Annotated in this window: 24 protein-coding genes and 3 pseudogenes; 7 read left to right on the top strand and 20 right to left on the bottom strand. The window is 61.8% G+C overall.

Translation table 11 applies throughout. From position 1 onward, the window contains the following. Window positions 1-1,704, top strand: a complete 1,704-nt coding sequence (ureC, locus tag AC1DOG_RS20235) for an urease subunit alpha (RefSeq protein ID WP_113008602.1) — start codon at window positions 1-3, stop codon at window positions 1,702-1,704. Between the two features lie 102 nt (window positions 1,705-1,806). After that, window positions 1,807-2,685 (top strand): urea transporter, encoded by an 879-nt coding sequence (locus tag AC1DOG_RS20230; protein ID WP_477930560.1) that lies wholly within the window; start codon window positions 1,807-1,809, stop codon window positions 2,683-2,685. Window positions 2,686-3,586: 901 nt separating this feature from the next. Here the strand turns inward: AC1DOG_RS20230 and AC1DOG_RS20225 are convergent. Further along, window positions 3,587-4,468: a LysR substrate-binding domain-containing protein gene (locus tag AC1DOG_RS20225; protein WP_112941130.1), complete on the bottom strand. Its 882-nt coding sequence runs from the start codon at window positions 4,466-4,468 to the stop codon at window positions 3,587-3,589. Window positions 4,469-4,585: 117 nt separating this feature from the next. On the opposite strand from AC1DOG_RS20225, the gene AC1DOG_RS20220 reads away from it, so the two are divergent. From AC1DOG_RS20220 to AC1DOG_RS20200, 5 genes and pseudogenes are all read left to right on the top strand, one after another. Beyond that, complete coding sequence (locus tag AC1DOG_RS20220; protein WP_477930558.1) at window positions 4,586-4,804, top strand: hypothetical protein; 219 nt, start codon at window positions 4,586-4,588, stop codon at window positions 4,802-4,804. A 21-nt stretch (window positions 4,805-4,825) separates the two neighbouring features. Beyond that, window positions 4,826-4,927 (top strand): annotated as a pseudogene (locus tag AC1DOG_RS20215) (4-hydroxyproline epimerase); the annotation flags it as partial. A gap of 29 nt (window positions 4,928-4,956) precedes the next feature. Then, window positions 4,957-5,967: a GlxA family transcriptional regulator gene (locus AC1DOG_RS20210; protein WP_112941250.1), complete on the top strand. Its 1,011-nt coding sequence runs from the start codon at window positions 4,957-4,959 to the stop codon at window positions 5,965-5,967. Continuing rightward, window positions 5,934-6,053: pseudogene (locus AC1DOG_RS20205) on the top strand (hypothetical protein); the annotation flags it as partial. The gene AC1DOG_RS20210 and the pseudogene AC1DOG_RS20205, both read left to right, overlap by 34 nt. 28 nt (window positions 6,054-6,081) lie before the next feature. Beyond that, window positions 6,082-6,360 (top strand): hypothetical protein, encoded by a 279-nt coding sequence (locus AC1DOG_RS20200; protein ID WP_289729523.1) that lies wholly within the window; start codon window positions 6,082-6,084, stop codon window positions 6,358-6,360. 286 nt (window positions 6,361-6,646) lie between these two features. Here AC1DOG_RS20200 and AC1DOG_RS20195 read toward each other — a convergent pair whose 3' ends face one another. The 19 genes and pseudogenes from AC1DOG_RS20195 to AC1DOG_RS20105 all read right to left on the bottom strand — a co-directional run bounded on the left by AC1DOG_RS20195 (window position 6,647) and on the right by AC1DOG_RS20105 (window position 26,074). Continuing rightward, the gene (locus AC1DOG_RS20195) at window positions 6,647-7,414 is read right to left on the bottom strand and encodes an anti-sigma factor family protein (RefSeq protein WP_289729524.1); all 768 of its coding nucleotides are present in this window, start codon (window positions 7,412-7,414) and stop codon (window positions 6,647-6,649) included. Next, on the bottom strand, window positions 7,411-7,938 hold the full coding sequence (locus AC1DOG_RS20190; protein WP_289729525.1) for an RNA polymerase sigma factor: 528 nt from the start codon (window positions 7,936-7,938) through the stop codon (window positions 7,411-7,413). The genes AC1DOG_RS20195 and AC1DOG_RS20190 overlap by 4 nt, the downstream gene beginning before the upstream one ends. Before the next feature lie 72 nt (window positions 7,939-8,010). Further along, a complete protein-coding gene (locus tag AC1DOG_RS20185; protein ID WP_477930555.1) occupies window positions 8,011-9,468 on the bottom strand; it encodes a YncE family protein in 1,458 nt (485 codons plus the stop codon). 16 nt (window positions 9,469-9,484) lie between these two features. Further along, window positions 9,485-9,976 (bottom strand): DUF305 domain-containing protein, encoded by a 492-nt coding sequence (locus tag AC1DOG_RS20180; RefSeq protein ID WP_477930553.1) that lies wholly within the window; start codon window positions 9,974-9,976, stop codon window positions 9,485-9,487. Window positions 9,977-10,052: 76 nt separating this feature from the next. After that, complete coding sequence (locus tag AC1DOG_RS20175) at window positions 10,053-10,496, bottom strand: nuclear transport factor 2 family protein (protein WP_289729528.1); 444 nt, start codon at window positions 10,494-10,496, stop codon at window positions 10,053-10,055. Between the two features lie 29 nt (window positions 10,497-10,525). Continuing rightward, window positions 10,526-11,794, bottom strand: a pseudogene (locus AC1DOG_RS20170) (epoxide hydrolase family protein). Between the two features lie 95 nt (window positions 11,795-11,889). Beyond that, the gene (locus tag AC1DOG_RS20165) at window positions 11,890-12,243 is read right to left on the bottom strand and encodes a putative quinol monooxygenase (RefSeq protein ID WP_477930551.1); all 354 of its coding nucleotides are present in this window, start codon (window positions 12,241-12,243) and stop codon (window positions 11,890-11,892) included. 50 nt (window positions 12,244-12,293) lie between these two features. Continuing rightward, entirely contained in the window at window positions 12,294-13,295 is a 1,002-nt protein-coding gene (locus AC1DOG_RS20160; RefSeq protein WP_477930549.1) for an alcohol dehydrogenase catalytic domain-containing protein, read from the bottom strand. A 58-nt stretch (window positions 13,296-13,353) separates the two neighbouring features. Then, window positions 13,354-14,109 carry an SDR family NAD(P)-dependent oxidoreductase gene (locus AC1DOG_RS20155; RefSeq protein WP_112949331.1) on the bottom strand — a complete coding sequence of 252 codons (756 nt, stop codon included), beginning with the start codon at window positions 14,107-14,109 and terminating at the stop codon, window positions 13,354-13,356. A gap of 166 nt (window positions 14,110-14,275) precedes the next feature. Beyond that, a complete protein-coding gene (locus AC1DOG_RS20150) occupies window positions 14,276-15,217 on the bottom strand; it encodes a LysR family transcriptional regulator (protein ID WP_477930546.1) in 942 nt (313 codons plus the stop codon). A 36-nt stretch (window positions 15,218-15,253) separates the two neighbouring features. Next, window positions 15,254-16,561 (bottom strand): amidohydrolase family protein, encoded by a 1,308-nt coding sequence (locus AC1DOG_RS20145; RefSeq protein ID WP_477930544.1) that lies wholly within the window; start codon window positions 16,559-16,561, stop codon window positions 15,254-15,256. After that, window positions 16,558-18,135, bottom strand: a complete 1,578-nt coding sequence (locus AC1DOG_RS20140; protein WP_477930542.1) for a gamma-glutamyltransferase family protein — start codon at window positions 18,133-18,135, stop codon at window positions 16,558-16,560. The genes AC1DOG_RS20145 and AC1DOG_RS20140 overlap by 4 nt, the downstream gene beginning before the upstream one ends. Beyond that, on the bottom strand, window positions 18,135-19,328 hold the full coding sequence (locus tag AC1DOG_RS20135) for an amidohydrolase family protein (RefSeq protein ID WP_477930540.1): 1,194 nt from the start codon (window positions 19,326-19,328) through the stop codon (window positions 18,135-18,137). Before AC1DOG_RS20135 ends, AC1DOG_RS20140 begins: the two co-directional genes overlap by 1 nt. 99 nt (window positions 19,329-19,427) lie before the next feature. After that, window positions 19,428-20,528: a BMP family ABC transporter substrate-binding protein gene (locus AC1DOG_RS20130; protein ID WP_477930538.1), complete on the bottom strand. Its 1,101-nt coding sequence runs from the start codon at window positions 20,526-20,528 to the stop codon at window positions 19,428-19,430. 46 nt (window positions 20,529-20,574) lie between these two features. After that, on the bottom strand, window positions 20,575-21,495 hold the full coding sequence (locus tag AC1DOG_RS20125) for an ABC transporter permease (RefSeq protein WP_477930579.1): 921 nt from the start codon (window positions 21,493-21,495) through the stop codon (window positions 20,575-20,577). After that, window positions 21,495-22,571, bottom strand: coding sequence for an ABC transporter permease (locus AC1DOG_RS20120; RefSeq protein WP_112941148.1), 1,077 nt, complete (start codon window positions 22,569-22,571; stop codon window positions 21,495-21,497). Before AC1DOG_RS20120 ends, AC1DOG_RS20125 begins: the two co-directional genes overlap by 1 nt. Then, window positions 22,561-24,132: an ABC transporter ATP-binding protein gene (locus AC1DOG_RS20115; protein ID WP_477930536.1), complete on the bottom strand. Its 1,572-nt coding sequence runs from the start codon at window positions 24,130-24,132 to the stop codon at window positions 22,561-22,563. The genes AC1DOG_RS20120 and AC1DOG_RS20115 overlap by 11 nt, the downstream gene beginning before the upstream one ends. Before the next feature lie 223 nt (window positions 24,133-24,355). Next, window positions 24,356-25,054 carry a GntR family transcriptional regulator gene (locus tag AC1DOG_RS20110; RefSeq protein WP_112820388.1) on the bottom strand — a complete coding sequence of 233 codons (699 nt, stop codon included), beginning with the start codon at window positions 25,052-25,054 and terminating at the stop codon, window positions 24,356-24,358. Window positions 25,055-25,141: 87 nt separating this feature from the next. Beyond that, window positions 25,142-26,074: an AraC family transcriptional regulator gene (locus AC1DOG_RS20105; RefSeq protein ID WP_477930533.1), complete on the bottom strand. Its 933-nt coding sequence runs from the start codon at window positions 26,072-26,074 to the stop codon at window positions 25,142-25,144. Between the last annotated feature and the right edge of the window lie 12 nt (window positions 26,075-26,086).

Here is a 26,086-nt window from a genome sequence, read left to right as displayed (position 1 = left end):
ATGGCAACGATCACAAGGCAGACCTATGCCGATCTCTACGGCCCGACCAAGGGCGACAGGCTTCGGCTGGCCGATACCGAGCTCGTCATCGAGATCGAGGAAGACCGCACGGTTTACGGCGAAGAGGTGACCTTCGGCGGCGGCAAGGTGATCCGCGACGGCATGGGGCAGGGGCAACGCCCCTATGCCGAAGTCGCCGACGTCGTCATCACCAATGTCATCATCATCGATCACTGGGGCATCATCAAAGCCGATGTCGGCATCAAGAACGGACGCATTTCCGGGATCGGTAAGTCGGGTAATCCCGATATCCAGCCGGGCGTTAACATCGTCGTCGGCGGCGCGACGGATGTGATCGCGGGAGAGGGCAAGATACTCACCGCGGGCGGGATCGACACGCATATTCACTTCATCGCGCCGCAGCAGGCGGAAGAGGCGCTGGCGAGCGGCACGACGACGCTTGTCGGCGGCGGTGCCGGCCCGACGGTCGGCACGCTCGCGACCACCGTGACAGCCGGCCCATGGGCGATCCACCGCATGCTTGAGGCGGCGGAAGCGCTACCGATCAATGTCGGGCTGCTCGGAAAGGGCAATATCAGCCTGCCCGATCCGCTGCGCGAACAGGTGCGTGCCGGTGTTGTCGGGTTGAAGCTTCACGAGGACTGGGGCACGACACCGGCGGCGATCGACAATTGCCTGACGGTTGCCGACGAGATGGACGTTCAGGTGGCACTGCACAGCGATACGCTGAACGAAAGCGGCTTCGTACGCGACACCTTCGCGGCCATGAAGGGACGCACGATCCACAGCTTCCACACTGAGGGCGCCGGTGGCGGCCATGCGCCGGATATCATCACGGCAGCGGGCGAGGACAATGTGCTGCCATCGTCCACCAATCCGACAAGACCCTATACGATCAACACGGTGGACGAGCATCTCGACATGCTGATGGTCTGCCACCATCTGAGCCCGCAAATCCCCGAGGACGTCGCATTCGCGGAATCCCGCATCCGGCGCGAGACGATCGCGGCCGAAGACATTCTCCATGATCTCGGCGTGTTCTCGATGATGTCGTCGGATTCGCAGGCTATGGGCCGTATCGGCGAAACGACGCTGCGGTGCTGGCAGACGGCGCACAAGATGAAGGTGCAGCGCGGTCCGCTGCCCGAGGATAGCGGGCGCAACGACAATTTCCGCGTCAAGCGCTACATCGCCAAATACACGATCAACCCGGCGCTGACACATGGGTTTGCCGATCAGATCGGCTCGATCCAGGTCGGCAAGCGCGCAGATCTCGTGCTCTGGAAACCGGCTTTCTTCGGGATCAAGCCGCAGCTGGTGCTGATCGGCGGCATGATCGCGATCGCGCCGATGGGTGATCCCAACGCCTCGATCTCGACGCCGCAGCCGGTGCACTATCGTCCGATGTACGGCGTGCTCGGAAGGGCTCTCGGCTCGACGGGCGTTACCTTCGTCTCGCAGGCCGCACTCGACGACGGAATTGGCGAAAAGCTGAAGCTCTCCAAGCAGCTCGCAGCCGTGAAGGGCACGCGGACGGTGCGCAAGAAGGACATGGTGCACAACAATCTGACGCCGAAGCTGGAGGTCGATCCGCAGAACTATAATGTCCGCGTCGATGGCCAGCTCATCACCTGCGAGCCGGCGGATGTATTGCCGATGTCGCAGCGATACTTCCTCTTCTAGGAAGCCTAAAGCCCGGGCGTGAGGTCGCGCTTGGGCCGGACCAACACGCCGCGGGCACGAGGCACGCTGTCTCTTCCAGGCCGAGCGAAGGAGCAGAGATCAATGAATTTGGATCGTTTCCGTGATCATCCATCCTTGTTCTTCGTGGATTGGTCGCTGCGCGGAGTCGGACAGGTCGTCTTTCAGAACAATCCGCTGTCGGGACTTGTCATCCTCGTAGCACTTGTGTGGAACTCGTGTATCTATGCCGCGATCTGCGTTCTCGGCGTCATCGCCAGCACGGCGACCGCGCTCGTTCTAAAGGCCGACAGGGCGGTGATGCGGGATGGGCTTTATGGTTTCAACGGTGCGCTGGTGGGCCTGGCGCTCGTCGCCTTCACCAGCGAGGATTTTCGCACGGGCGCCGTCCCGTCCGTTGCCATGGTTGTCTATCTCGTATGCGCCGCCGCCTTCACCACAATGGCTTTCGCCAGCATCGGCGCGGTTCTGGCACCCTACAAGACCGCGCCTCTGACCATGCCTTTCGTTCTCGTCGGGTGGCTATTTCTGTTCGCGGTGCTGAAGTTCGACGCGATCGGTGCGGGGCCGATGGCAAAGCCGGTGTCGCCGGAACAGTTTTCCGATACGGTGCCCTATGTCTTTGCGACCTGGTACGAGGGGATAGGGACCTCGATCGGGCAGATATTTTTCCAATTCGGCTCGCCGGAAGCTGCGATCGTCATCTTCGTCGGGCTCAACGTCATACAGTTCGTGATTGGAAGTTACATCGAGCCGCGTGTTGCAGGTTACGCGCTCGCGATGTCGCCATTCCTGGTGCTGTTTTCGGTGTTTTCTTGGTCGTTCGTCTGGGGCGTGTTCGGCGCTTTCATAGGCGTCCCAATCACGATCGCGATCCTTACCTTCTGCACACGCTTTTCCGCGACGCGCTGGATAGCGGAGATCCTCGGCGCGCCGAGCGAACGTGATGGCAAGTTCCTATGAAGTCAGGCTGAATGGATGGTTATCGGCGAAGCCTGGTCATGCGGATCACGCGGCCGGTGTGAGCACTGAGAGCGATCTCAAAATCGCTGCTGCCGCGCCTTGCGTGATAAATGAATGTTCTGCCCCTGCAATCGACGCGGCGCACATTGCGGAACCCGCGGTTCTGAAGGAGCTGTTGCCCTTGCCTGCAGCTGATCGCGCGGCCGAAGTTGAGATCAGAGCCGACGTGAATGTTGACAGTCACGGCATAAGCCGGAGCCGGAGGCGACGCTGTCAGCACGAGAGCGCAGGTCAAAGCAAACGCAGTCCATATATTCAGGCGCATCCTGCCACTCCATCAATGAAAAGTTCGGCGAGATATTTGTGGAATTAAGGCCTTGTCAATGAGTGGTCACGGCAATGACCCATATTAGGGACGCATCGCCCATCTGCTGGACGATTTACGCATAAGGAATGTGTAATTGCCGAGTATTGCGCCGTTGCACCTGAACGGCTGGTTTGGGCCACTCACATGGATCGTAGAATATCTTCGCCATTTTACGCTCGCCGTGAGGAGGACGCGTAGTCGACGAGCCGCTGCGCCTTCATTCCGCAACGCTCGACCGTTAACAGCATTGCTAGCCAATGGCGAATCTCGTCCGTCTGAGGCTGCGGCGCACTGAGCCTTGACAAGTCTTGTTACTGGTGGACAGGCCAAGTTTGATCTTTGCTCGCGCAGCGTATCCGCTCGACAAGCGGGTAAATGGGATCTTCGACATCGGTGGACCAAGGAATGGATCGTTTATTCGACCGCATCTAACTGATGGTGCCAGGCCTGCTTGCGGACTCAGCCAATTGCGCAGTTGCTTTGCAAGCTTTCTACAGGGATTCGGGCCGACGCACGCACGGCGTCCCTCAAGGGTCATTCGGCCGTCAGGTGCTCTACGAGGTGTCTCGCGTGAACGGGCAGGGCAGCGAAGTTACGCGAGCAGACCAAAAGGTGTCTTAGCGCCCAAGCGTCCGTGAGTGTAAGCACGCCAAGTGGAAGCACGTCCTGATATCGCTTGGCGTAGATATCTGGAACGATCGCAAGCCCCACCCCACTTGCGACCATCGCGCAAATATCTGCGAAGCTGTGAAGGCGGATGCGTAACTTGAATTGCCGGCCTTCGCGGGCGGCATGGGTCGCGAGATGCCCCTGCAACGCGCTGTCAGCAGGCAAGCCGATAAATGGTTCGTCGATCACGTCGCGGAACGCTACCGATTTTCGTTGCGCCAGTGGATGGTCGAAAGCAGTGATCAGAACGAGTCTGTCGGTTTTGAACGGTCGGGTCTCGAGCGAGCCGGTGTCGGTCGTATCAGCAGCGATGCCCAGATCGGCAAGAGCTCCAGCGACGGCTGCAACGACGTCAGGGCTCTGCCGTTCCTCCAGATCTATGTCTATCGTCGGATGATCCACAAGAAAGCGCCGAAGGGCTTCTGGCAGATGGGCCATTGCGGCGCGGCCCGAAAGCAGGCGGATCTGGCCGCGCAATCCGGTCGCGAATAGTTGGAGGTCGCCCCGCATCTGCTCCATCTGCCCGAGCACAATGCGGGCGTGGTGGGCGACCGCCTCACCTGCTTGCGTCGCTCGCACGCCACGCGCGCTGCGGTCAAGAAGCGGAACTCCGCTCATGTTCTCCATCCCACGAATACGCGCACTTGCGGACGCTAGGGCCATGCCTGAGCGTTCGGATCCTTGAGTGATGCTCGCCGCCTCCACGACATGGAGAAACAGGCGAAGATCCGTCATGTCAAAGCGCATATTTCCTCCCGGCTAGGACCCTTCGGATTTGACGAAGGCTTCCCTTGTATCTTCCACATTGTGCCAAGTCGCCTTCCGCATTTTATTCGGACGCCATTGGGAAAACCAGGAAACACCATGAACGTGACCGAAAAAATCCTGCGCGCCTTTATCTTAAGGCTGCTGCTGCTCTTGCTGGCCGTGTTTGCGGCGCGCCATCTTCCAGATCATGGTCTGAGTGCGACACCGGGGCCGTCGAGCGAACAGGCCGCGGCGGCACCCGTGGACTGTTATCTGGATACCTTGATTACCGATGAGGCCAGCGCGTCGATCAGCGACATGCTCCTTCATGATTGATGCGTGATCTGGGACTTTCGAGGCGTGCTTTCCAGCATCGGCGCATGGGCACGCGTTATTGGCCACAATACGATTTTTGTTGATGATCGCGATTCGCTCGCGCATGGTTTCCAGATCCGATGAGCGACAACAGCACGCGTGAGATCGATCTGATGACACCGTCCCTCCATGACGACAAGAATAGCCAGGCTCACAACAACCGGCTCAAGGTCGGCTTCGTTCTCGCGCGATCGTTCACGCTGTCTGCACTTGCGATGTTCGTCGACACATTGCGTCTTGCAAGCGACGAGCAGGACCGGTCCGGACGAGTGAAAGCCGACTGGCAGGTGCTTGGAAGTACGCGTCACCTCATCACTTCGAGTTGCGGCGTGCAAGTCGCACCGACGTCGGATTTCGTAGATCCCAGCCGGTTCGATTATATTGTTGTCGTTGGCGGATTGCTCAACAGGGAAGAGCCTGTCGACCGTGAGACAGTGGCTTTTCTAAAGCTGGCGGATGCCAAGAAGATCCCATTGCTCGGTGTTTGCACCGGCACGTTCATTCTTGCCGAGGCCGGCATGATGAAGAACCACGACGTCTGCGTCAGCTGGCTTCACGCAAAGGCTTTCCGGGACCGGTTTCCCGACTTGTCTGTACGCTCGGACAGGATATTCAATCTCGACAGACGTCGAGGCTCCTGCGCCGGAGGAAGCAGTTCCGCCGATATGGCTGCAGCCCTCGTCCGGCGCCACATCAGTCCCGAAGCGGAGCGAAACGCGCTTGAGGTGCTGCAGATCGAGAAGGCCCGCTCTCATCTGGAAGTCCAGCCGCGAAGGCCGCTCTATGAGGAATACAAAGATTCGCGCCTGAGAGCGGTCATGATCCTGATGGAGCAGCATCTCGACGGTGACATGCCGATCGCGCAACTTGCAGCATCGGTCGGCGTTACGCGCCGGCAGCTTGAACGGATTTTTGAGAGAGAGGCGGGCATGTCGCCGGCGCGAGCCTATGCAAAGGTCCGGCTTGAGCGCGCCAAGGTACTTTTGGCGCAGACAAAATTGCCGATGATCGACATCGCCATGGATGTCGGCTTTCACACAGCCTCGCAGTTTACCCGCTCTTTCAAACGCGAATACGGGCAGACGCCGTCATGCTTGCGTTCCACCCTTTCGGGAGCCAACTGATGCACCGAGTTGGGGCCATTACTGAGCTTTGGCGCTATCCCGTCAGTTCCGTTACAGGCGAACAGGTGGACAAGGTTGAAGTCTCCAGCGCCGGGATGATCGGGGATCGCCGGTATGCCCTGGTCGATCGCGCAACGGGTATCGTTGCGCATCCGGAGCGGGATAGACGTAGGCGAGGCTATCTTCATAAGGTCGAGGACTGCAGCCACTGGCATCGAGATTCTTGTGCCGGAATGCGATTGGCAATCCGTCGACGACCCCGGCCTTGCTGCCAGCCTCAGCGAATTCTTAGGCTTCGATGCAGACGTGCGACCCTATAAGCGCACGCTGGAAGCGAGCCGGCGCGATGCGTTCGCGCTCGATCGGTATGACGTATCGCCGCTGCATCTCTGACAAGCGCCTCGGTGGACCATCTGAAGACGTTGCATCCCAGCGGCAATCCCGATCGCCGCCGTTTCCGGCCCAATATCCTTATTCAATCGGAACCCGATATTTGCGGGTTCGAGGAACCCTTGTTCCGTTCGATGACACGAGGCTCCCATCCGGCGCCCGTTACAATGTTGTCTTGCCAATAAGGCCTCGTAGGACGTTGGCAATCGATCGGGCCGCGGCGTGGCTGACTGCAGCTCTGCACGCTTGATCCGACTACGCACTGGTTAGCATGATCGACGGCCGCACCTCAGATCTGTGATCTGATCTCGTCAGCAATCGTGTGAAGATATTTCGAGCCGATTGCGCCAACGAGGCTATAGCCGAGCCCGTTACTGGCCCAGCTCCATCCACGAATGTCGTGCTGGTCGCTCGCGACGATCGGCTTATCCTGGTCGACCTGCATGCGACGGGTCAGCATCACCAGCCGGTTCCCCCTGTCGTCGTCGTACATCAGCATGAGGCCGGATCCATGTGGCGTTGGGACGACGCGACCGCCCATGAGCCGGTAGCCGGCCTTGCTGAGATCGGGGATGATGGCCGGACCACCGATTGTCGCGGACGCCAGGTTTTTCAGATCGTCGCCGCCGTCCGCCCTGACCTCGACCGGTCGCAGGCGATCAGCGGCAAACGCGCTGTAACTCGCCGACGCCTCCTGCGCCAAGGCCGCGACGCCTTCCGTCGGAGGCATACTGTAGCCCTTCAACAGCCAGCCGCCTGAAGCGCCGATTGCCAACAGGATGACGGCAGCGGCAGCCATCGGGGCAACTCGGCTTCGCTTCGCGGGTCGTTGTTTCTCGATGATGTTTGCGAGGTTCAACCGGCTTGGAATAGGCTCGGCAGCGATCGGACCCAAAGCCGATCTGAGCGCCGTAGAACCCTGCTGATAGGCTGAGACGCGTTTCGCGGCATCCTGGTTCGTCCCAAGGAAGGCAGCCACCTCCTGGTGCCGTTCTGCATCGAGGGCTCCGTCGACGAAAGCCTGAAGGTCATCTTCGTTGATCGGTCTATTCGTCATTTGACCCTCCGGATAAATGGACCAACAGGTTTGGCGCTCGTTGGTTTGGTCTCAAGAAGAAGTCTCAATTGCTCCCGTGCGCGAGACAGGCGTGACATCACTGTTCCAACGGGCACGTTAAGCACCGTCGCTGCCTCGGCATAGCTCAGGTCCTCGACTGCGACCAGTAGTAGGATGCTCCGATAGTCCGGCGGCAACCGCTCGATGGCCGCAAGGACATCCTGGCCGAACAAGGTGCTGTCCTGGCTGGCATCGACCGCCGCGGTCGCTTCCGGCATTTCGTCGATCGTGACGAGACCGGCGCGCCTGGCCTCCTGGCGTATCCTGTTGACCGCGAGATTGTGCAGGATGGCGAATACCCAGGAGCGGGCATTGGCATCGCGTCGGTGCGCCCAGTTCGTGACGACCCGCTCAAGGCAATCCTGGACGATATCGTCAGCCGTTTCGCGATCGCGGATCAGCCCGCGCGCGTATCGTCTCAGCGCCGGGATCATCGGCTCTACCTGCGTCAGCAGATCATCCATGTCTCAAATCCTCGAGGGCGAATGGCCCGCAGTCAAACCGCGGACCATCTGGTTTGTGCCAGTCAGGTCACATCAATCGGCCTGCACCTGCAGGACCTTGCCGGGCTTGCCGTCGACCGATGAGGCAACGACGATATACCTGCGTTCATCCTTGTGCTTGGATTCGACGATCTGTCGGATCGGGCCGACTGCGTTGACGATCGCGGAACCGGCCGGGTTCGTCATGAAGTTGGACAGGCCTTGAAGGGGGCCGCTGCCATCGGCCTTGTCGGAGAGTGCCAGTACGTACATCGTCTTCGGTTCCAGCCCGGTCACCGATGCCTGCAACACCTGCGTCAGGCCTTGGTCGAAGAGCGTAACGCTCGTCGGCGCCGTCTTGTCCTTGTCGCCCATTGCCGACAGCGTCAGATGGGCGGCGACGCCTGCGGTGCCGAGCGGCTGCAAGTTCTGCATGCCGTCGCCTTCAAGAACGGCATTCGGCACATAGTTGACGGCCTGTGCCGCCTGGCCGATCGGGATCGTCGCGATCACCTTGTTGGTCAACGTATCGATTGCGGCCATCGCATCGGCGTTTTCAAGGCCGACATAGACGCGCGTGCCGTCGCCGGAGGGCCAGACACCGTGTGGCAGTTTGCCGACGGGGATGGTCGCGACCTGTTCGAAATTGTCGGTGCGGAAGACCTTCACCTCGTTGAGACCGCCGACGGTGATGTAGGCGAAGCTGCCGTTCTTGTTGGTGACGAGGTTGACGTGGTTGGTAATCGGGCCGGTATCGATCGTCTGGATCAGATCGAAAGGCGGCTGCGCATTGAAGACCTGGGTCTTGCCGATGTCCTTGAGCGTGAACCACACCTGTTTTCCATCCGGCGATGCCGCGATGTTCGGGCAGAAGGGGCTTGCCTGCTTCACGTGGCCAACGATCTGGTGGTCGGCGACGGTGACGACGACGGTCTCGGGATTGAAGGATGAGCAGATGTAGCCGTACTTGCCGTCAGGCGAGAAAATCTGCATGCCAGGGCCGGCTGGTACCTTGATCTGCGTCTTCTCCTCGAAGGTGGCGGCGTCGATGACGGAGATATAGTCTTCACCACGGACCGTCACCCAGACTTCCTTGCCATCCGGCGTATAGAATGCCTCGTGCGGAGAGCGGCCGACATAGGTGGTGTGCTTCACCGCGTTTGTTGCGGTGCCGATGAAGGTCACGGAGTTCGAGCCGATAGAGACCACCGCGATCGTCTTCTTGTCGGGCGAGAAACCCATGCCGTGGACCAGCACCTGGCCCTTGTAGAGCGGCGAGAGGTTGCCGGGCTGGGGATCGCCGAGCTTGATGACGCCGAGAAGCTTGTTGGTTGCGGGATCGGTCACCGATACGGTGTTGGAGAATTGTTCGGCGGCGTAGACGCGGTCCTTGCTGCTGACGGGAATGTCCGGATCAGCGGCGGCGAAGGGCGCCTGTCCGGCGAAGGCGGAGAAAGGCAATAGCATGCTGCCCGCCAGCAAGCTGGCGGCAAAAGATGTACGAATGTTCATTGGGAGGACCTCTGGGTTACATCTTCATGTTGGGGTCCATGCCCTGCATGGTCTTGCTGGGCGTGGATCCGGTGGGGGTAGTCTCCGGGCCGACCTGGGTTGGGGCCGCTTCGGATGGGGGGAGCGGATCGCCGATCGCAAGCTTCATGGCCGCGATCTCCTGCTGCTGATCCACGATGATCTCCTGCGCGATGCGCTTAAGCTGTTCGTTCTTGCCGTATTTGAGAACTGCGAGTGCCATCTCGATGGCGCCCTGGTGATGGGGCGTCATCATCGCCACGAAGTCGCGGTCGACATCGCCTGATGGCTTGACCTCCATGTCCGCCATCATCTTGTTCATGGCCGCGTCGTTTTCCGCGAGATAGGCCGCCTCAGGCCCGGCATCATCCATCTGCATCGCCGAATGATCGTGCAGCGAGGGATCATGGGCGAAGGCAGCGCAGGCGCCCGCAGTTGCCAAAATGGTGGCCGCAAGAGCCATCGACTTTCGAGAGGACCAGAGGTTCATCGGCTTCTTCCTTGTTGCTACATCGAGGTAGACACCCGGGCGCAGATTCCATTCCCGAGGGGAGCAAATTATTTTCTCACGCTTGCTGGAGGGACCCGCCAAGGTTGCCCAACACGCCAAGCTGGCCGAAGATGATCGTCGCGGCAGTGTAGCAGTGGAAGGACGTCACCTTGCCATCCTTCAGATGGAAGACGTCGCAGCACGGCGCGTGCATTTCCTTGCCTGTGGCCGCAATCGTGCCGGCTGCCAGCGCGAGAGGGCCGGTATGGGTGCCGTTGAGGGTCAGCTCCACGATGACCACGTCGTCGGTCACGTAGAAGTTTCCGAGCTCGCGGTGCATGTCGTGGAAGGCAGTGGCGTAGATGTCGACGGTCTTGCCGATGTCGGCGCCGTAATATTTCGCGCCAGCCGACACGTCCCAGAAATAGCCGTCCTCGGCGAAGAGAGCGACGAATGCCGCCACATCCTTCACTTCGGCGGTCCGGTAGAGTTCCCGGATGATTTCTTCGTTGGTAGACATGTTGTTTCCTTGGCTTTGCTAGAGTTGGATCAGCGGATGGATTTGAAGGCCTTGCGCATTTCCTGCGCGAAGAGGTCGGGTTGCTCGAATGCGGCGAAGTGACCGCCCTTGTCGACCTCGTTCCAGTAAAACAGGTTCGGCCAGTGGGCTTCGGCCCATGCCTTCGGCGCGCGGTAGATCTCCTTCGGAAAGATCGAGGCTGCCATCGGGAGTTCGATCCGGCCGGCGTCGAAGCCGCCGCCGTTGCGGGCGTTCTCCCAGTAGATGCGGGCGGACGAGGCGGCCGTGCCCGTAAACCAGTAGAGCGAGATGTCATCGAGCATCTCATCGATCGTCAGCGCGTCTTCTGGCTCGCCGCGATTGTCCGTCCAAGCCTGGAACTTCTCATAGATCCACGTTGCCTGGCCGACAGGCGAATCCGCGAGCGCATATCCGATCGTCTGCGGCCGGGTCGCCTGCTCCTTGAAGTAGCCGAACTGATCGTTCGCGAACTTCATCGTCGCATCCATCGCGGCCTTTTCCTCGGGCGTCGGGTTCTTGGGCAATTTCTCCGGAAAGACCAGCGGCCAGTTCACATGGGCTGCCACCAGCCCTTCGGGGCGGACATGTCCGAGCGCATGGGTCACGCCCGATCCCCAATCTCCGCCCTGCGCCACCCACTTGTCGTAGCCGAGGCGTTTCATCAGCGTGGCCCAGGCATTGGCGGTCCGCACCACGGTCCATCCTTCCGAGGCCGGCTTGTCGGAAAAGCCGAAGCCGGGCTGCGAGGGAATGACGACGTGGAACGCGTCCGCAGCCGAGCCGCCGTGCGCGGTAGGGTCGGTGAGGGGGCCGATGACCTTGAGGAACTCGACGACCGATCCTGGCCATCCATGCGTCAGAATGATCGGGAGGGCGTTCTCATGCTTCGATTTCATATGGATGAAGTGGATACCGAGCCCATCGATGCGGGTGCGAAACTGCGGAAACGCATTGATACGCTAATCGAATTTCCGCCAATCATATTTGCGCTCCCAATAGGCGACCAATGATTTCGCCTTGTGGAGCGGAACGCCTTGCGACCAGTCCGAGACGGTTTCCTGATCGGGCCATCGCGTATTTTTGAGACGGCGCTTCAGATCGTCGATCGCGGCCTGCGGAACGGAAACCTTGAAAGGCGTCATCGCGTCGGTTGCCGGCGCAAGCAGGAGTTCCGCCTGCGCCGCAACCGCCTGGGATGTCAGCGAGGCGACGGCGGGTGCTGCCAGGGCGAACTGAAGAATGCGCCGGCGCGTCGCGACGGTCGATGGATCGGTCATTTCTTATTCCTCGATCTGATTGCTGTTTGAGCCCGCTCTCAAGCGTTTCGGGATCGGAGGCGCCTGTTGGGGGGCACGAACCGATCAAAAAAGTGTCAGGAGACGCGACCGCGCGGGTCATCGATGTGCTGCTTTGCGACATCGTAGCGGATACCCTGTCGGTCGAGAATCCGGACATTCTTCACGACCGTGCTCAGAGCCTTGAGGAAGATTGGAGAGTTTTCATGCGCCTCATAGGCGGCTTCGTCTCTCCAGCCCTCGACAAGGTGGAATGTGTTCGGATCCGTCAGATCCTGAGCGAAGGCGTAGAAGACGCATCCCTCGATCTCAGCTGCCGCCTTCATGTCAGGGATCACCGCGTCGATGAAGGTCTGCCGATCGTCAGGATGGACGCGATAATAGGCGCTGACGAGCATGTTCGTCGGCAGGGTCTTGTCGTGGTCGGCCATGGCCGTTTTCTCCTTTGGGTGGCTGATGGTATGTTTCGGTCGCGCGGCGATTAGCGTGACGCGATCAAGACTGTGCCGGATTTGCCTGGCTTTTCGACAAGTGCGGCAGCCTTGCCGACATTCGCGAGATCAAAAGTCTGCTCGACCTGAAAGAGCTCCGGCTTGCCGGCTGCGAGCTCAACCGCCATCTTAAGATCGGCCTTGCGGACGTCTACGGGCAAGCCCGCCCACCGACCGACCGTCACGCCCGACAGCCGGATGTCGCGTGTCGAAAAGTAAAGCGCGGGGACCGAGATCGGCTGTCCGGAAAGGTCGCCGTAGGACACCAGGCTACCGCCTTGGGCGAGCAGGCCGACCACCACACTGGCGGTCTCGCCGCCAACAGGATCGAGCACGACGCCGATGGGATGTCCGTCGGCGGCCGCAACGACCTTGTCCTGCCAGCCGGGCTTGTCTGTGGAAACAACCGGCAGATCCGGAAATACGACGTTGAGCTCGTTCACGCCGGCTTCCCGCCTGATAACGCCGACCACGTCGAAGCCGCGATCGAGCAGCAGCCCGATCACCAGTCTGGCGACCGCGGAACCCGCGGCGGTGAGAACGACGACGTCGCGGCCCGGTTTCGCGCCGGATGTCTCGACGGCCCGCAAAAGAAGTGCGGTCGTCAGCGGATTGACGTGCAGCTGTGCTGCGGCTTCGTCAGATACGTCATCGGGGATTTCGGTGACGTATTCGGCCGAGACGATAGCCTTTTCGCTCCACGCGCCTCGGCCGGGGAAGAAGGCGACGCGGGTGCCCGGCTTCAGATCGACGCCACTGCCCGCTTCCTCGACGATGCCGTAGCCCTCGAAGCCGACACGCACGCCCTCCTTCGGCAGCGCTGCTCCCGGCTGGTAGCGTCCTGCTATACCGAGAAGGTCGCCGTGGTGGACCGGCCGGAGAAGCACCCGGATCAGCACTTCGTTGTGCTCTGGATGTTTGGGATCTTCGACGTCGACTGCCTGAAGAACGTCCTCAGGCTTGCCATGCTTGAAATAGACTGCGGCACGCATCGCGAGCTCTCCTTGAGAATGAGACGTGGAGCGGCTGTTCGCCGCTCCTGTTTTGCGGTTAGACCTGGGCCTGACCACCGTCTGCGAAGAGCTCGGCGCCGTTGACGAAGCTTGCGTCGTCGGAAGCGAGGAACAGAGTTGCCTTGGCGATCTCCTCGGACTCACCGACGCGGCCGAGCGGGATGCGCGAGGCGAGATAGTCGAGCAGGCCCTGCTGCTGCTCCTTGTCGTCGCCGGCAAGCTCGACGAGGCCAGGGGTGCGTGTGGCGCCGGGCGAGACGACGTTGACGCGGATGCCGGTGCCCTTGAGATCAAGCGCCCAGGAGCGGGCGAGGTTGCGGACGGCGGCCTTGGAGGCGGAGTAGACGGAGAAGGCGGCGGTGCCTTCGGTCCCTGCGGTCGAGCCGGTCAGAACGACCGACGAGCCCTTGCCGAGCAGCGGAAGAGCTTTCTGCACCGTGAAGATCACGGCCTTCACGTTGCGGCCGAAGGTGTCGTCGACCTGCTCCTCGGTGATCTGGCCAAGCGGAAGCATGCTGCCGCCGCCGGCGTTGACGACGAGGGCGTCAAGGCGACCCTGTTCCGCCTTCACCTGGGCGAACAGCTTGTCGAGATCAGCATTGCTCGAGGAGTCGGCCTGTACGCCAACCGCGCCATGGCCGATCTCGGCCACTGCCTTGTCGAGCGCATCCTTGCGGCGGCCGGTGATGTAGACGCGAGCGCCTTCGGCGGCGAAGAGCTTGGCGGTCGAGAGGCCGATGCCGCTGGTTGCTCCGGTGACGACGGCGATCTTGTTTTCAAGTCTGTTGGTCATTTTACTCTCCTGATGGTGGGCGCGCGAAAGGGTTCAGCCCGAATGCGCGGCCTGTTGAAATTCTGAAACTGTTCGGGAGGTGGCGTTGGCTGTGGCCTCGTCGCCGTCCGATGAGGAGAAGTTAGTTCGTCAGCTTGGCGGCGAGAAGCCGCTCAGGGTGGAGACATTATCCATGGGGATGGATGGTCTCCGTCGTCACATTGCGTCTGGCATCGACGGCTTCGAATACTTTCGCCGCCCATTCCGTGAAGGCACGCAGCCGCGGGTTCGGAAATCGATCGGCCGGGTAGACGAGGTGCAGCGGATGATTGTCCGGCTTCCAGGCGGGCAGCAATTCGACCAGCGCGCCGCTCTCGAAGTGCGGTCTTGCGAGGAAGCCAAAGCTCTGGCCGATCCCCAGTCCTGACAGCAGCGCGTTCAAATGCGCGGTGCTCTCGTTGACGGAAATGCCGCTGGAGGTCGGGAGATATTCGCTTCGCTCGTCTCCGCGCTGGAACCGCAACGGAAATCGCTTTCCCGACGACGCCGAGAAGTAACTGACGATCCGATGCTGCCCGATATCCTCCGGCCGCTCCGGCAACTGGAGACCATCCAGATAGCTGGGCGATGCGCAAATCACGTAGTCCAACTCGCACAGTTTTCGCGCCTTCATGGATGAGTCACTCAGCGCTCCCCCGCGGATGACGCAATCGATCCCTTCGCTGACGAGGTCGGCGGGCCGATCGCTGACCCCAAGCATGAGGTCGATATCACGATACTGGTGCTGAAAGTCGGCGAGTGCGGGGATGAGGATCTGGTTTGCCAGCACGGAGCCGATATCGACGCGCAGCTTTCCCTTTGGCGCACTGCGGGAACCGGCGACCGTGCCGTCCATATCATCGAGATCGGCGAGCAGCTTCAGCGCGCGCTCGTGATAGGCAACGCCCTCGGTGGTCATCGTGACCGACCGCGTGGTGCGCTCAACGAGCTTTGTGCCCAGATGCGCCTCAAGATCCTGCACGAGTTTACTGACAGAGGAGCGGGGCAGGTTCAGCGTATCCGCCGCCTTGGCAAACGAGCCGGCCTCGGCGACGCGGACAAATGTTCGAATGGCGAGTATCTGATCCACGGGAGGTCCGGCTGCTGTTGGTTAGACGATAATCATCTATACCGGATCGCCGAGCTCCGTCATGCAAGTTATTGCTTGATTTGGATAATCGCACTGTCGATGCGGCTTGTGAATTTGCGGGTCGCCATTGTGAAAACTCTGCCGGCCGCCTTTCCAGCCGGCGACAATCCTGCCGATTTCGCGCAGGGCCGCCTTCGGCCCGGCTGCGTTGACGAGAATGATCGTAGCTTCTTTGCCCACCGCAAGGCCATAGGGAGTGCCGAGCTGGCGCGCGGCGGATCGCCCGACCATGTCGAACACCCCTTTTATTTCGGCGTCGCGCGAGAGCTGGGCGACGTTGGCGTAGAGATTGGCCATCCGGATCAGCGAGGCGTCGCCATAGGGCGTGAAGGGGTTGAGCACATTGTTGGTCGCAATCGAGGTGACGACACCGTGGGCGGCGAGGATATGGGCAGGGGCGACGCCGCGTGGCACCAGATGGTCGTAAGTGCGACCGTTGAGGAAGAGATCGGTGGCCGGCAGCACGGTGAGGGCGATCGCTGCCTCGGAGAGGTTCTTCGCAATCTCGATGACCGATGCCTCCGGCAATGCGGAGAGGTTGGTGACGTGGCCGATCGAGACCCGGCCTTGCCAACCGTGACGTTTGGTGGCCGCGATAACGGCGGGCAGGTCGGTTCTGTCGGGGTCGAGGCTGAAGTCGAGATGGAAATCGACGGCGACGTCGTGTTTCACCGCGAGTTCGAAGATCCTCGCGATGTGGCCTTCGGGATCGGGGTCGGTGTAGGGGCAGCCACCGATGAGATCGGCGCCGCCGGCGAGCGCTGCGTCGAGCATGACCAGGGTTTCGGGCTCATTGGTGAGGCCGTCCTGCGCGAAGGCGCAGATCTCGATGTCGATCGCAAAGGCGTAATCCGCCCTGATGCGCTTGATCGCCTCAAGGGAGCGAAAGCCGGCGCGGGGATCGATCTCGACGAAGGTCCGCATCCGCACCGTGCCATGCGCGATTGCCTTCTCGACGACGCGGGCGGCTCGCTCGTAAACGTCCTCCTCGGTGAAGCCGGGCTTTGCGCGTGCTGTCTCGCGCACCGCTTCGGTAAGCGTTCCCTCGCAGATCGAGCAGCGATCGAGGATGCAGGCCTTGTCCAGATGCACATGCGTATCGACGAAACCGCCGAAGGCGAAGTTTCCTTTCCCGTCGAAGCTCGTGACAGCATCGCAGCTGAAACTCTGCTCGATCGCGGCGATCAGGCCATCACGCACGGCGATATCTACGAGGGCACCATCTTCCTCGATACGGACATTGCGGATGACAAGGTCGAAGAGATGATCGGACATGCTGCTCATAGACCGATGGCTCCGCCATCGCTGCGAGGGTCGTGCGCAGCTTCCATTCGTCCGTCTTCGTGGATGCGGATGAGCCCTGCTTGGCCACCAAGCGGGCTGAGCGGGCCTATTGTCGCGACTTCGTGGCCCATGGCGCTGAGTGCTGCCAGCGTATCTGCGCCGATATTCTCCTCAAGCTTCAGGTTGTCACGACTATCCGAGAAGGTGCGGCCGAGCAGGAAGCGTGGTCTCGAAAGGGCCGCCAACGGGTCAAGGCCATGGTCAATCAGCAGACTGAGCAGTAGCGCCAGTGTCTGCGGCTGGCCATCGGCCCCCTGTGTTCCATAGACCAGATGCGGGCGCCCATCCTTGAGCGCGAGGCCGGGGTTCAGTGTGTAAAAGGGTCGCTTGCCTGGCTGAATGCAATTCGGGCTTGCTGGATCGACGCTGAAGGCCGCACCCCGGTTTTGCCATAGAATGCCGGTGTCGCCGGCAACCACGCCGCTACCCCAATCAAAATAGATGCTTTGCAGCAGGCAGGCGGCGCGGCCTTCGGCATCGACGGCAGCCAAAAGCGCCGTGTCGCCCTGCCTGTAGGGGGCGGGCCACTCGGCGGCGCGGCTGGGGTCGATCGCCGCAGCCTTAGCGGCCAGGCGCGCAGGATCGAGAAGCATTTTCGTGGCATCGTCGCCAAACTCCGGATCCGCGATCAGGTGACGATCAAGGAAAGCCTGTTTCACGGATTCCACAAGCGCATGGTAATAGGCAGCGCTCTCAGGTGCCTTATCCTTGGGCGCCAGCTGGGCAAGCACAGCCATGATGCCAAGGGTGGTAACGCCCTGCGTCGGCGGCGGTGGCGCTAGCAGAACGGTGTCACCATAGCCGAGCCGCACCGGATCGACGATACGCGTCCGCGTTGCCACGAGATCGGCGGCCGTCAGCGGAGAGCCTACGGCGGCAAGGCCGCAAGCTATACGGTCTGCCAACGCGCCCTCGTAGAATTCTCTGGCGCCATTTTCAGCGATGGCCTTGAGGGTTTGCGCCAAAGCCGGCTGGCGCTGGATGCCGTCGCGCTGGAAGAGGTCGCGAAAGCCCGGCCATGTCTCGGATTCGCCCGCGCGGAAATCGTGCCAGAATGTCTGCGACGGGCTGACGGCAAAGCCGTCCTCGGCGAGCGTGATGGCATCGTCGAGCAATGCAGCAAGTTGCTCGGAGCCACCCCATACCGTGGTGGAGTGATCGAGCACCTTCTCCCAGCTATCGACCAGGCAGGCGGTCGTCAGCGTCGAGGCCGGACCGCGTGGCGGGATCGGGCCGTTGATCTCGGCCTTCGCGGCAGCCTGACCGATGCCGAGGAAGGTCCGCGCGTCGCCATCCTGGTCGCAAACCATCCAGACGGCGTCGCCACCGAGACCGCAGAAATGCGGGTAGGTGACGGCGAGCGCGGCACCCGCGGCGACCAGCGCTTCGATCGCATTGCCGCCGCGCGCCAGCACCTTGGCGCCAGCCTCGCTCGCCTGCCAATGCGGTGCCGTCATCATGCCGTCGCGCGATTGTGCGACGGCTGTTTTGGTCTGCCGGCTCCGGTAGTTCATCAGCGGACCACGGCTCCGTTCTCGGCAACCAGCTGGCCCCCCTTGAAGACGCGGCGCGGCTTCGGAATGGCGACGACGGCTTCCGGGATATGCTCGGCCGCGAGCGTCACGAAATCGGCTTTTGCGCCGATGGCGATGCCATAGCCTTCGAGGTTGAGCGCCTTGGCGCCGCCTGCAGTCACCACTTCGAAAGCGGCGGCGAGTTCCGTATCCGTGTAGAAACCGGAGCGATAGGCGATGATTTCGGCGCGGCGCAGCATGTCGCCATCGCCGAAGGGCCACCAGGAATCGCGGATATTGTCGTTGCCCGAGAAGACGGTGACGCCGGCCGCCCGCAGCAGCGCGACCGGCGGGAAGTTGTGGTTGCCCGGCGCGTTGGTCATGATTGCGACACCACTCTTGGCGATCAGCGCGGCGATCTTCTTCATCGCATCGGGTCCGAGATCGCCGAGGCCATAGGCGTGGCTGACGGCGACATGGCCCTGCATGCCGAGCGCCGTCGTGCGGGCGCAGATTTCCTCGATGGTCATCGCGCCCATCGTGCCGGCGTCGTGGAGGTGGATATCGACATCGACGCCGCGCTTTTCGGCAATGCCGAAGACCACATCGAGATGTCCCTTGATGTCGCGGTCGAAGGAGAGCGGATCAAGCCCGCCGACCAGATCGGCGCCCATGCCCATCGCCTCTTCCATCAGTTCAGGCGTGCCGGGGCTTTTCAGAATGCCGCTCTGCGGAAACGCAACGAGCTGTATGTCGATGATATCCTTGTAGGCTTCGCGTACGGCAAGAATTGTCTCCAGCGATTTCAGCCCCACCGAGCCGTCGACCATCACATGGCTGCGCATCTGCAGCGCGCCGTTTGCGATGCAGAGGTCGAGCTGCTTGCGGGCGCGCTCGTCCATCGGTGCTGCGGCCGCCATGTTCTCGGCCTGGAAGGCGACGCGCTCATGCACGTCAAAGCCGTTGGTGCAGGCTTTGTGCGGAATCCACTTGTCGCCGTAGAAGCTGGTGTCGAGATGGATGTGCCCCTCGACGAAACTTGGGACCAGAAGCGCGCCGGCAATGTCGACGGTCTTGGCGGCGGTCGTGCTCGTGCCGGCCTTGTTGATTGCCGAGATGCGGCCGTCCGAGACGAGGATGTCGTTGAGCGAGCCATCGGCCAGCTTGGCGTTCGTGAACAGTGTTTCGGTCACCGGGGTCTCCCTTGATGTCTTTGTTCTATCGTCATTTTTGATGCTCCTCCCCATTCATCAGGGGAGGAACGATGTCGTTCGATCGGAGCGGCGCGCCGATCAGTTCTGCGGCAGGGTGCCCTGCACGCCTTCGATCAGCCAGGTCATGCCCTTGATGTCGGCATCGGCGAGTTCCCGACCCTTGGCGACCTTCACGTCACCCTTCTGATCCTTGATCTCACCGGCAAAGGGCTTCAGCTTCCCACTGATGATCGCGGCTTCGGCGGCCTTCATTTCGGCGGCGACCGATTCTGGCAGTTCCGGATTGCTCGTCGTCATCTTGACGTAGCCGCCCGGCCCGAGACCCAGCCAGCGGCTTTCCGCCTTCCAGTCGCCGGCCATGACGGCCTTGGCGGCGTTGATATGGGCGGCACTCCAATCCAGTTCGAAAGAAACCAGCTGCTTCTTCTTTACATAGGCGGAGAAATCGCCCGTCGAGCCGATCGACCAGACGCCTTTCTCCTCGGCGGCCAGTCCCTGCACCGGCGTGTTGGGGCTGCCGGAGATGACATCTGCGCCCTGCGCGATCAGTGCCGCGACGGCGTCCTTTTCCTTGCCGGGATCGACCCAGGCATTGGCCCAGACAACTTTCAGCGTCACGTCGGGGTTGACCGAGCGGGCGCCGAGCAGGAAGGCGTTCAGGCTGTAGATGACCTGCGGCACCGGGAAGGCGCCGACCCAGCCGAGAACGTTGGTCTTGGTGGTGCGGCCGGCGGCGATGCCGGTGAGGTAGGTGCCCTCATAGTGGCGGGCTTCGAAGACGCCGAGATTGTTGCCCGCCTCGATGCCGGCGCAGCATTCGAAATGCGACTTGGGCAACATCGGAGCCAGTTTCTTCAGCGAGGCATATTGCGAGAAGGTGGTGCCGAAGATCAGCTTGTTGCCCTGTGCGGAAAGCTGGCGGAACAGGCGCTCGCAATCCTGAACCTGTGCGATGTTTTCGAGCACCGTCACCTTCACCTTGTCGCCGAATTCCTTTTCGAGCGATTTCCAGGCGTTAGCCTGGAAGTATTCCCAGCCGGTATCGGAGATGGCGCCCATGTGGATGACGCCGACCTTGAGCGGCTCTTCGGCGGCGAAAAGCGGTCTGGCGCCGGCGCCAATCGCAAGCGCGCCGGCGGCGCTGGTTCTCAGGAAGTCGCGTCTGGAAAATGTGGTCATTTCGGTTCCCTCTGTTGTTGTTTGGTTTAAGTGATGGACGGCTGTTTCAGCCCTCGGCGGCAAATGGCTTGCCGAGGGAAGCGGGGACGTTGAGGCGCATCAGCGCGGCGTTGCGCGAGATCAGCACCAGCACGACGATCGTGACGAGATAGGGAAGGGCGGACATGAGCTCGGACGGCATCCCGATGCCGGCGCTCTGGGCAAAGAGCTGGGCGATCGTGGCGCCGCCGAACAGATAGGCGCCGAGGAAGCAGCGTCCCGCCCGCCAGGTGGAAAAGACGACCAGTGCCACGGCGATCCAGCCACGCCCGGCAATCAGCCCCTCGGTCCAAAGCGAGGTGTAGACGATCGATACGTAGGCGCCCGCAATGCCGGCGCTTGCACCGCCGAAAAGCGTGGCGAGGTAGCGGATCGTGTTAACGGGATAGCCGAGCGCATGCGCAGATGTGGGCGATTCGCCGATCGCGCGCAGGATCAGCCCGCTGCGGCTGCGGTTGAGGAAATACCAGACGCCGGCGAAGAAGGCCCAGGACAGCCAGGCCAGCGGATGAAGTTGGCCGAGAATGACGCCCAGCAGCGGGATTTTCGCGGCAATCCTTGATGCTGTCGAAGGCTCCATCACGATCGCCATGCCGATGTAGGGCTTGCCGATGAACGAGGCGAGACTGGTGCCGAAAATCGTCAATGCCAGCCCGACCGCGATCTGATTGGCGCGGAAGCCGACGGCGAGAACCGCGAACATGAGGGCGAGCAACATCGCCGCCAGCATGGCCGCGACTACTGCGAGCCACAGGCTGCCGGTCGCCATCATCACGATGAAGGCAATCACCGCGCCGATGACCATCATGCCCTCGACGCCCATGTTTAGCACGCCGGAACGTTCGGCGACGAGTTCGCCGAGTGCAGCGTAGATCAGGGGCGTGCCGGCAACGAGTGTGGCCACGAGAATGGGAAGGATCTGGTCCATCATGTGGCGGCTCCCTGGCGGTTGGAGGACTGGAAGCGGATTCGGTACTGAATGAAGACGTCTGTCGTCAGCAGGAAGAAGAGCAGCGTGCTCTGCAACAGGCCGGTGATCGAAGACGGCATGCCGAGCGACATCTGCGCGACATCGCCCGAGAGATAGAGCAACGCCATCAAGAGGCCGGAGAGCAGGATGCCGACCGGGTGCAACCGCCCGAGAAAGGCAACGATGATCGCCGCGTAGCCATAGCCGGGCGAGGCGGTCGGGAAGATCTGGGCAAGCGGGCCGGCGATCTCGCCGACGCCTGCGATGCCGGCAGCCGCACCGCTCGCAAGCATGCCGATCCAGACCGCGCGGCTGACGCCGAAGCCGGCATAGCGGGCGGCGCCTTCGGAGAGGCCCGTGACCTTGAGCTGGAAGCCGGCGAAGCTGCGGTTCATGAACAGCCAGCCCGCGACAACCGCGCCCAGCGCGAAGAGGACGCTGACATTGGCGCGGGTGTCCGCGATCAGGATCGGGAAGAGGGCATCCGGCGCCAGCGGCTCCGACTGCGGGAAGTTGAACCCGGCCGGATCGCGCCAGAGGCCGAAGATCAGCCAGGACAGCCAGAGGGCCGCGACGTAGTTCAACATCAGGCTGACCAGGATTTCGCTGGCATTGAACTTTACGCGCAATAGCGCGGGGATGGCCGCCCAGAAGACGCCGCCGACAGCGCCGGCGATCACCATCAATGGCAGAACCCACCAGCCGCCGGCCGGGCCAAACTTCAGCGCGACATAGCCGGCGAAGATGACGCCCACTGTCAGCTGCCCTTCGGCGCCGACGTTCCAGATGCCGGCGCGAAAGCCGATCGCGAGGCCGACGCCGATCAGCACCAGGGGTGCAGCCTTGATCAGCAGCTCGCCGAAACCGTAGAGATCGGCGAGAGGCGCGGTCAGGAAGATGATCAGCGCTTCAAGTGGGTTTTGGCCGGCGAGCGCGAAGAGCGCCATGGCAACGATCGACGTCAGCGCAATCGCGATGACCGGCGACATCAGGATCATGATGCGCGAGGGATTGGGGCGCGGTTCAAAGCGCATGGGCAAGCTCCTTGCTGGCGCGTTCGTCTGGCTCGTCGCCGGCACTTTGGCCGGACATGGCAATGCCGATCGCATCGCGGTTTGCCTCGGCAATCGGTATGGCCGCCGTCAGCCGGCCGCCGGCTATGACGGCGATTTTGTCGGAGATCTCGAAGAGTTCGTCGAGTTCCTCGGAGATGACGACGATCGCCGCACCCCGATCGCGCAGGTCGAGCAGCGCCTGGCGGATGATGAGTGCCGCTCCGACGTCCACACCCCAGGTCGGCTGCGAGACGATCAGCACGCCCGGCTCCTGCAGGATCTCGCGGCCGATGATGAATTTCTGAAGGTTGCCGCCGGACAGGCTGCCGGCCTGCGCCTGGGCGCCTGGCGTCCTGACGTCGAAGGCCTGAATGCAGCGCTCGGCATAGGCCTTAACGCGATAGAAGCGGATGAGACCGGCGCGAATAGCGCCGTTGCGATTGGCGGTGAGCAGCACGTTCTCCAGGAGCGGCAGCGAGGGGACCGAGCCCTGCTTCAGCCGATCCTCGGGAACGGAGCAGAGGCCAAGCCGCCTCCGGCCGGCCGGATCGCGGTGGCCCGCTGGCTTGCCGTCGATGGTGATTGCATCGGCATTCGATAGCGGCGTTTCGCCCGAGAGTGCTCCCAGCAGTTCCTGCTGACCGTTGCCCGAGACGCCGGCAATGCCGAGAATTTCGCCGCCGCGCACCGCAAAGCTAATGTCGCCAAGTGCCGTGCCGAACGGATCCTGGGTAGGGAGCGTCAGACCGGACACGCTGAGGCGTGTTTTGCCGGCCAACGTGTCGCCGCGATGGCGAAAGCTCGGGAGATCGGCGCCGATCATCATGCGGGCCATCGAGGCCGGGCTTTCCTGTCTAGGATCGCACATGCCGGTGACCCGGCCGCCGCGCAGGATGGTTGCGGTATGGCAGAGATCCCTGATCTCGTTCAGCTTGTGGCTGATATAGAGAATGCTGCATCCCTCGGCCGCGATCTGGCGCAGCGTGACGAAGAGCGTTTCGACCGCCTGCGGCGTCAGCACAGAGGTCGGCTCGTCGAGAATGAGCAGGCGCGGATTTTGCAAAAGCGCGCGGATGATCTCGACCCGCTGCCGCTCGCCGACTGACATCGTGTAGATATGCCGCTCCGGCTCTACCGGCAGGCCATAGCGCGCGGCGACTTCGTTGATCCTTCTCGACAGCGGTTCGATCGGCGGGCGGCCCGGCAGCGCCAGCGCGATGTTTTCCGCCACCGAGAGCGTGTCGAACAGCGCGAAGTGCTGGAACACCATGCCGATACCGAGCTTCTGCGCATCGGCGGGCGAGGCGATCGAAACCTCGCGCCCATCCCACAGGAGCTCGCCGGAATCCGGTCGTACCATGCCGTAGATGATCTTCATCAACGTCGACTTGCCGGCACCGTTCTCGCCGACGACGGCGTGGATCTCACCCGGACGGACGCAAAGGTCGATCCGGTCATTGGCGACCACGGCCGGATAGGCCTTGCGGATTCCTCGCAGCTCGAGGCGGTGTTCGGTATGTGGCGATATCGTATGTGGCATGATGACAATCTTGGCTACATGATCTCTATAATCACGTATGCAACATTGATGCCAGTCCGTATCGATTGTCGCGGCGAACGATGCGCCGAGGCGCTAAATTTATGGAATCGTTGATATAAAGCCCGAGTCGCACCTGGCTGCGCCCAGGTCGACGAGTGGTCGCGGTTGGTTCCACGTCTACATAAAATGCAAAATCATGTATACGTGATTGAAAAAGCGGCAATCAGCCCGCGGTGCGAGCGGAGAAGCGGGAGAGGATCGAGCCAAGATCAGGCTCAATGGCCGCCTCGTCCTCGAACAGCGCCCGGCTTTCTACTGACGACAGATGATCATCCATCAAGCGCTCAGCGGCGGCGATATCGCCCTTCTTGAGGGCAGCGATAAGCCCGGAGTGCTCGCTAATGGCGCATTCGCTCGAATGCGGGCGGCTATACATGGCAAGGATCAGCGAACAGCGCGACACCAGTTCGGAGAGATAGCGCTGCAGGAGTGCATTGCCCGCAAGGTCGGCAAGCTTCAGATGGAACTCGCCCGCAAGCCGCGTCGAAAGCCGGACGTCGCCCTTGGCATGGGCGCCCTCCTCCTCCTGGACATGTTCGCGCAGGCTCTTCTCGATGGCGGGGCTCCAGCGCTTGACCACCGCCTTCATGACCTCGCGCTCCAGCGCACGGCGCACCGCGAATGCATCGCGTGCTTCCTCAAGGCTCGGCTGAGCGACCGTGGCTGTGCGTTTGTGATAGGTATCGACCAGCCCCTGAGCCTGCAATTTTGCCAGCACGGCGCGTACCAGAGTACGGCTCATGGAAAAGTGCTTGCCGATCTCATCCTCGGGCAGCTTGGTACCGGCTTTGATCGCCTGCTCGATAATGGCCTGTCTCAGGGTGCGATGGGCGATATCGACCCGGTCGGAATTCGATGACATGGGACTTCAATGAATGTTTCGGTGGCGTATACGCTATATCGCCATCATGCGTACAACAAGTGCCGCGCCCTATATCGCAGATAACAGTTACCGCGATCCTGCACCGGATGCGCGATGTATACTGCGATATCGCGCAGGCGATTCCATAAGAACCCGCCGGAATGCCGCTGCGAATGCACTGTCGGAGGCATAGCCCAGCGACTGCGCAATGCGCGGCAGGGGTTCCTCACCGCGGCGAAGGCGGGCGGCGGCGATCCGCATCCGCCAACGGACAAGGTAGTCCATCGGGGATGCCCCAACGGTCACCTTGAAGCGTTCGGCAAACGTCGAGCGGGACTGGCCAACGAGGCGCGCAAGCGTTTCGACCGTCCAAGGGTGCGCGGGATCAGCGTGGATTGCCCGCAGCGCCGGTGCCAGGCGATTGTCCGCAAGGCCCGCGAGCCATCCGGGATGCTGAGCGCGGTCCTGCGCGAGGTAGGCGCGCAGAACGTAAATGAACGTCAGCCGCAAAAGATCGTTGCAGGCGACACGAGAACCAGGTGCCGTACCGTTCCATTCACGGTCCAGTTGCTCAAGCAGCCAGCCGATCGGGCCGGCATCGTCACTTTTGATGAGGACGAGCGGTGGCAGCGCATCCGTCAATAGCGAACCATCTACCGTGTCGAGATTGACACTTCCGCCGAGCAACACGAAGTCAGAGCCGTCGGCGATCGTCACATCGAGGCCGGCATTGGCGAAAACCTTGCTTGCCGGGACCGAAGGCACCTTCGGATCGCTGCAAAGTGTAAACGACCTGCCGCTGACGACAAGGCAGTCTCCGGCCTCAACACGGCGAGGTGCGGCGCCGTCCTCGATAATCCATGCGGCACCGCGCCGCACGGCATTGAACTTCAGATAGCTCGGCGCTGGAAAGGCGACTGACCACGGTCCCGAGGCAGCAAACCGCACGGAAAACAGCGCGCGGGCATCGATTGCGCCCAGAACGTCGGAGAGAGCATCATGCATGTTTTGGACGATCACGACAAAATTCCG

Source organism: Rhizobium sp. 01N48, assembly GCF_056399145.1.
Note: the sequence above shows the minus strand (reverse complement) of the source record. Positions and strands in the feature narration are given on the sequence as shown.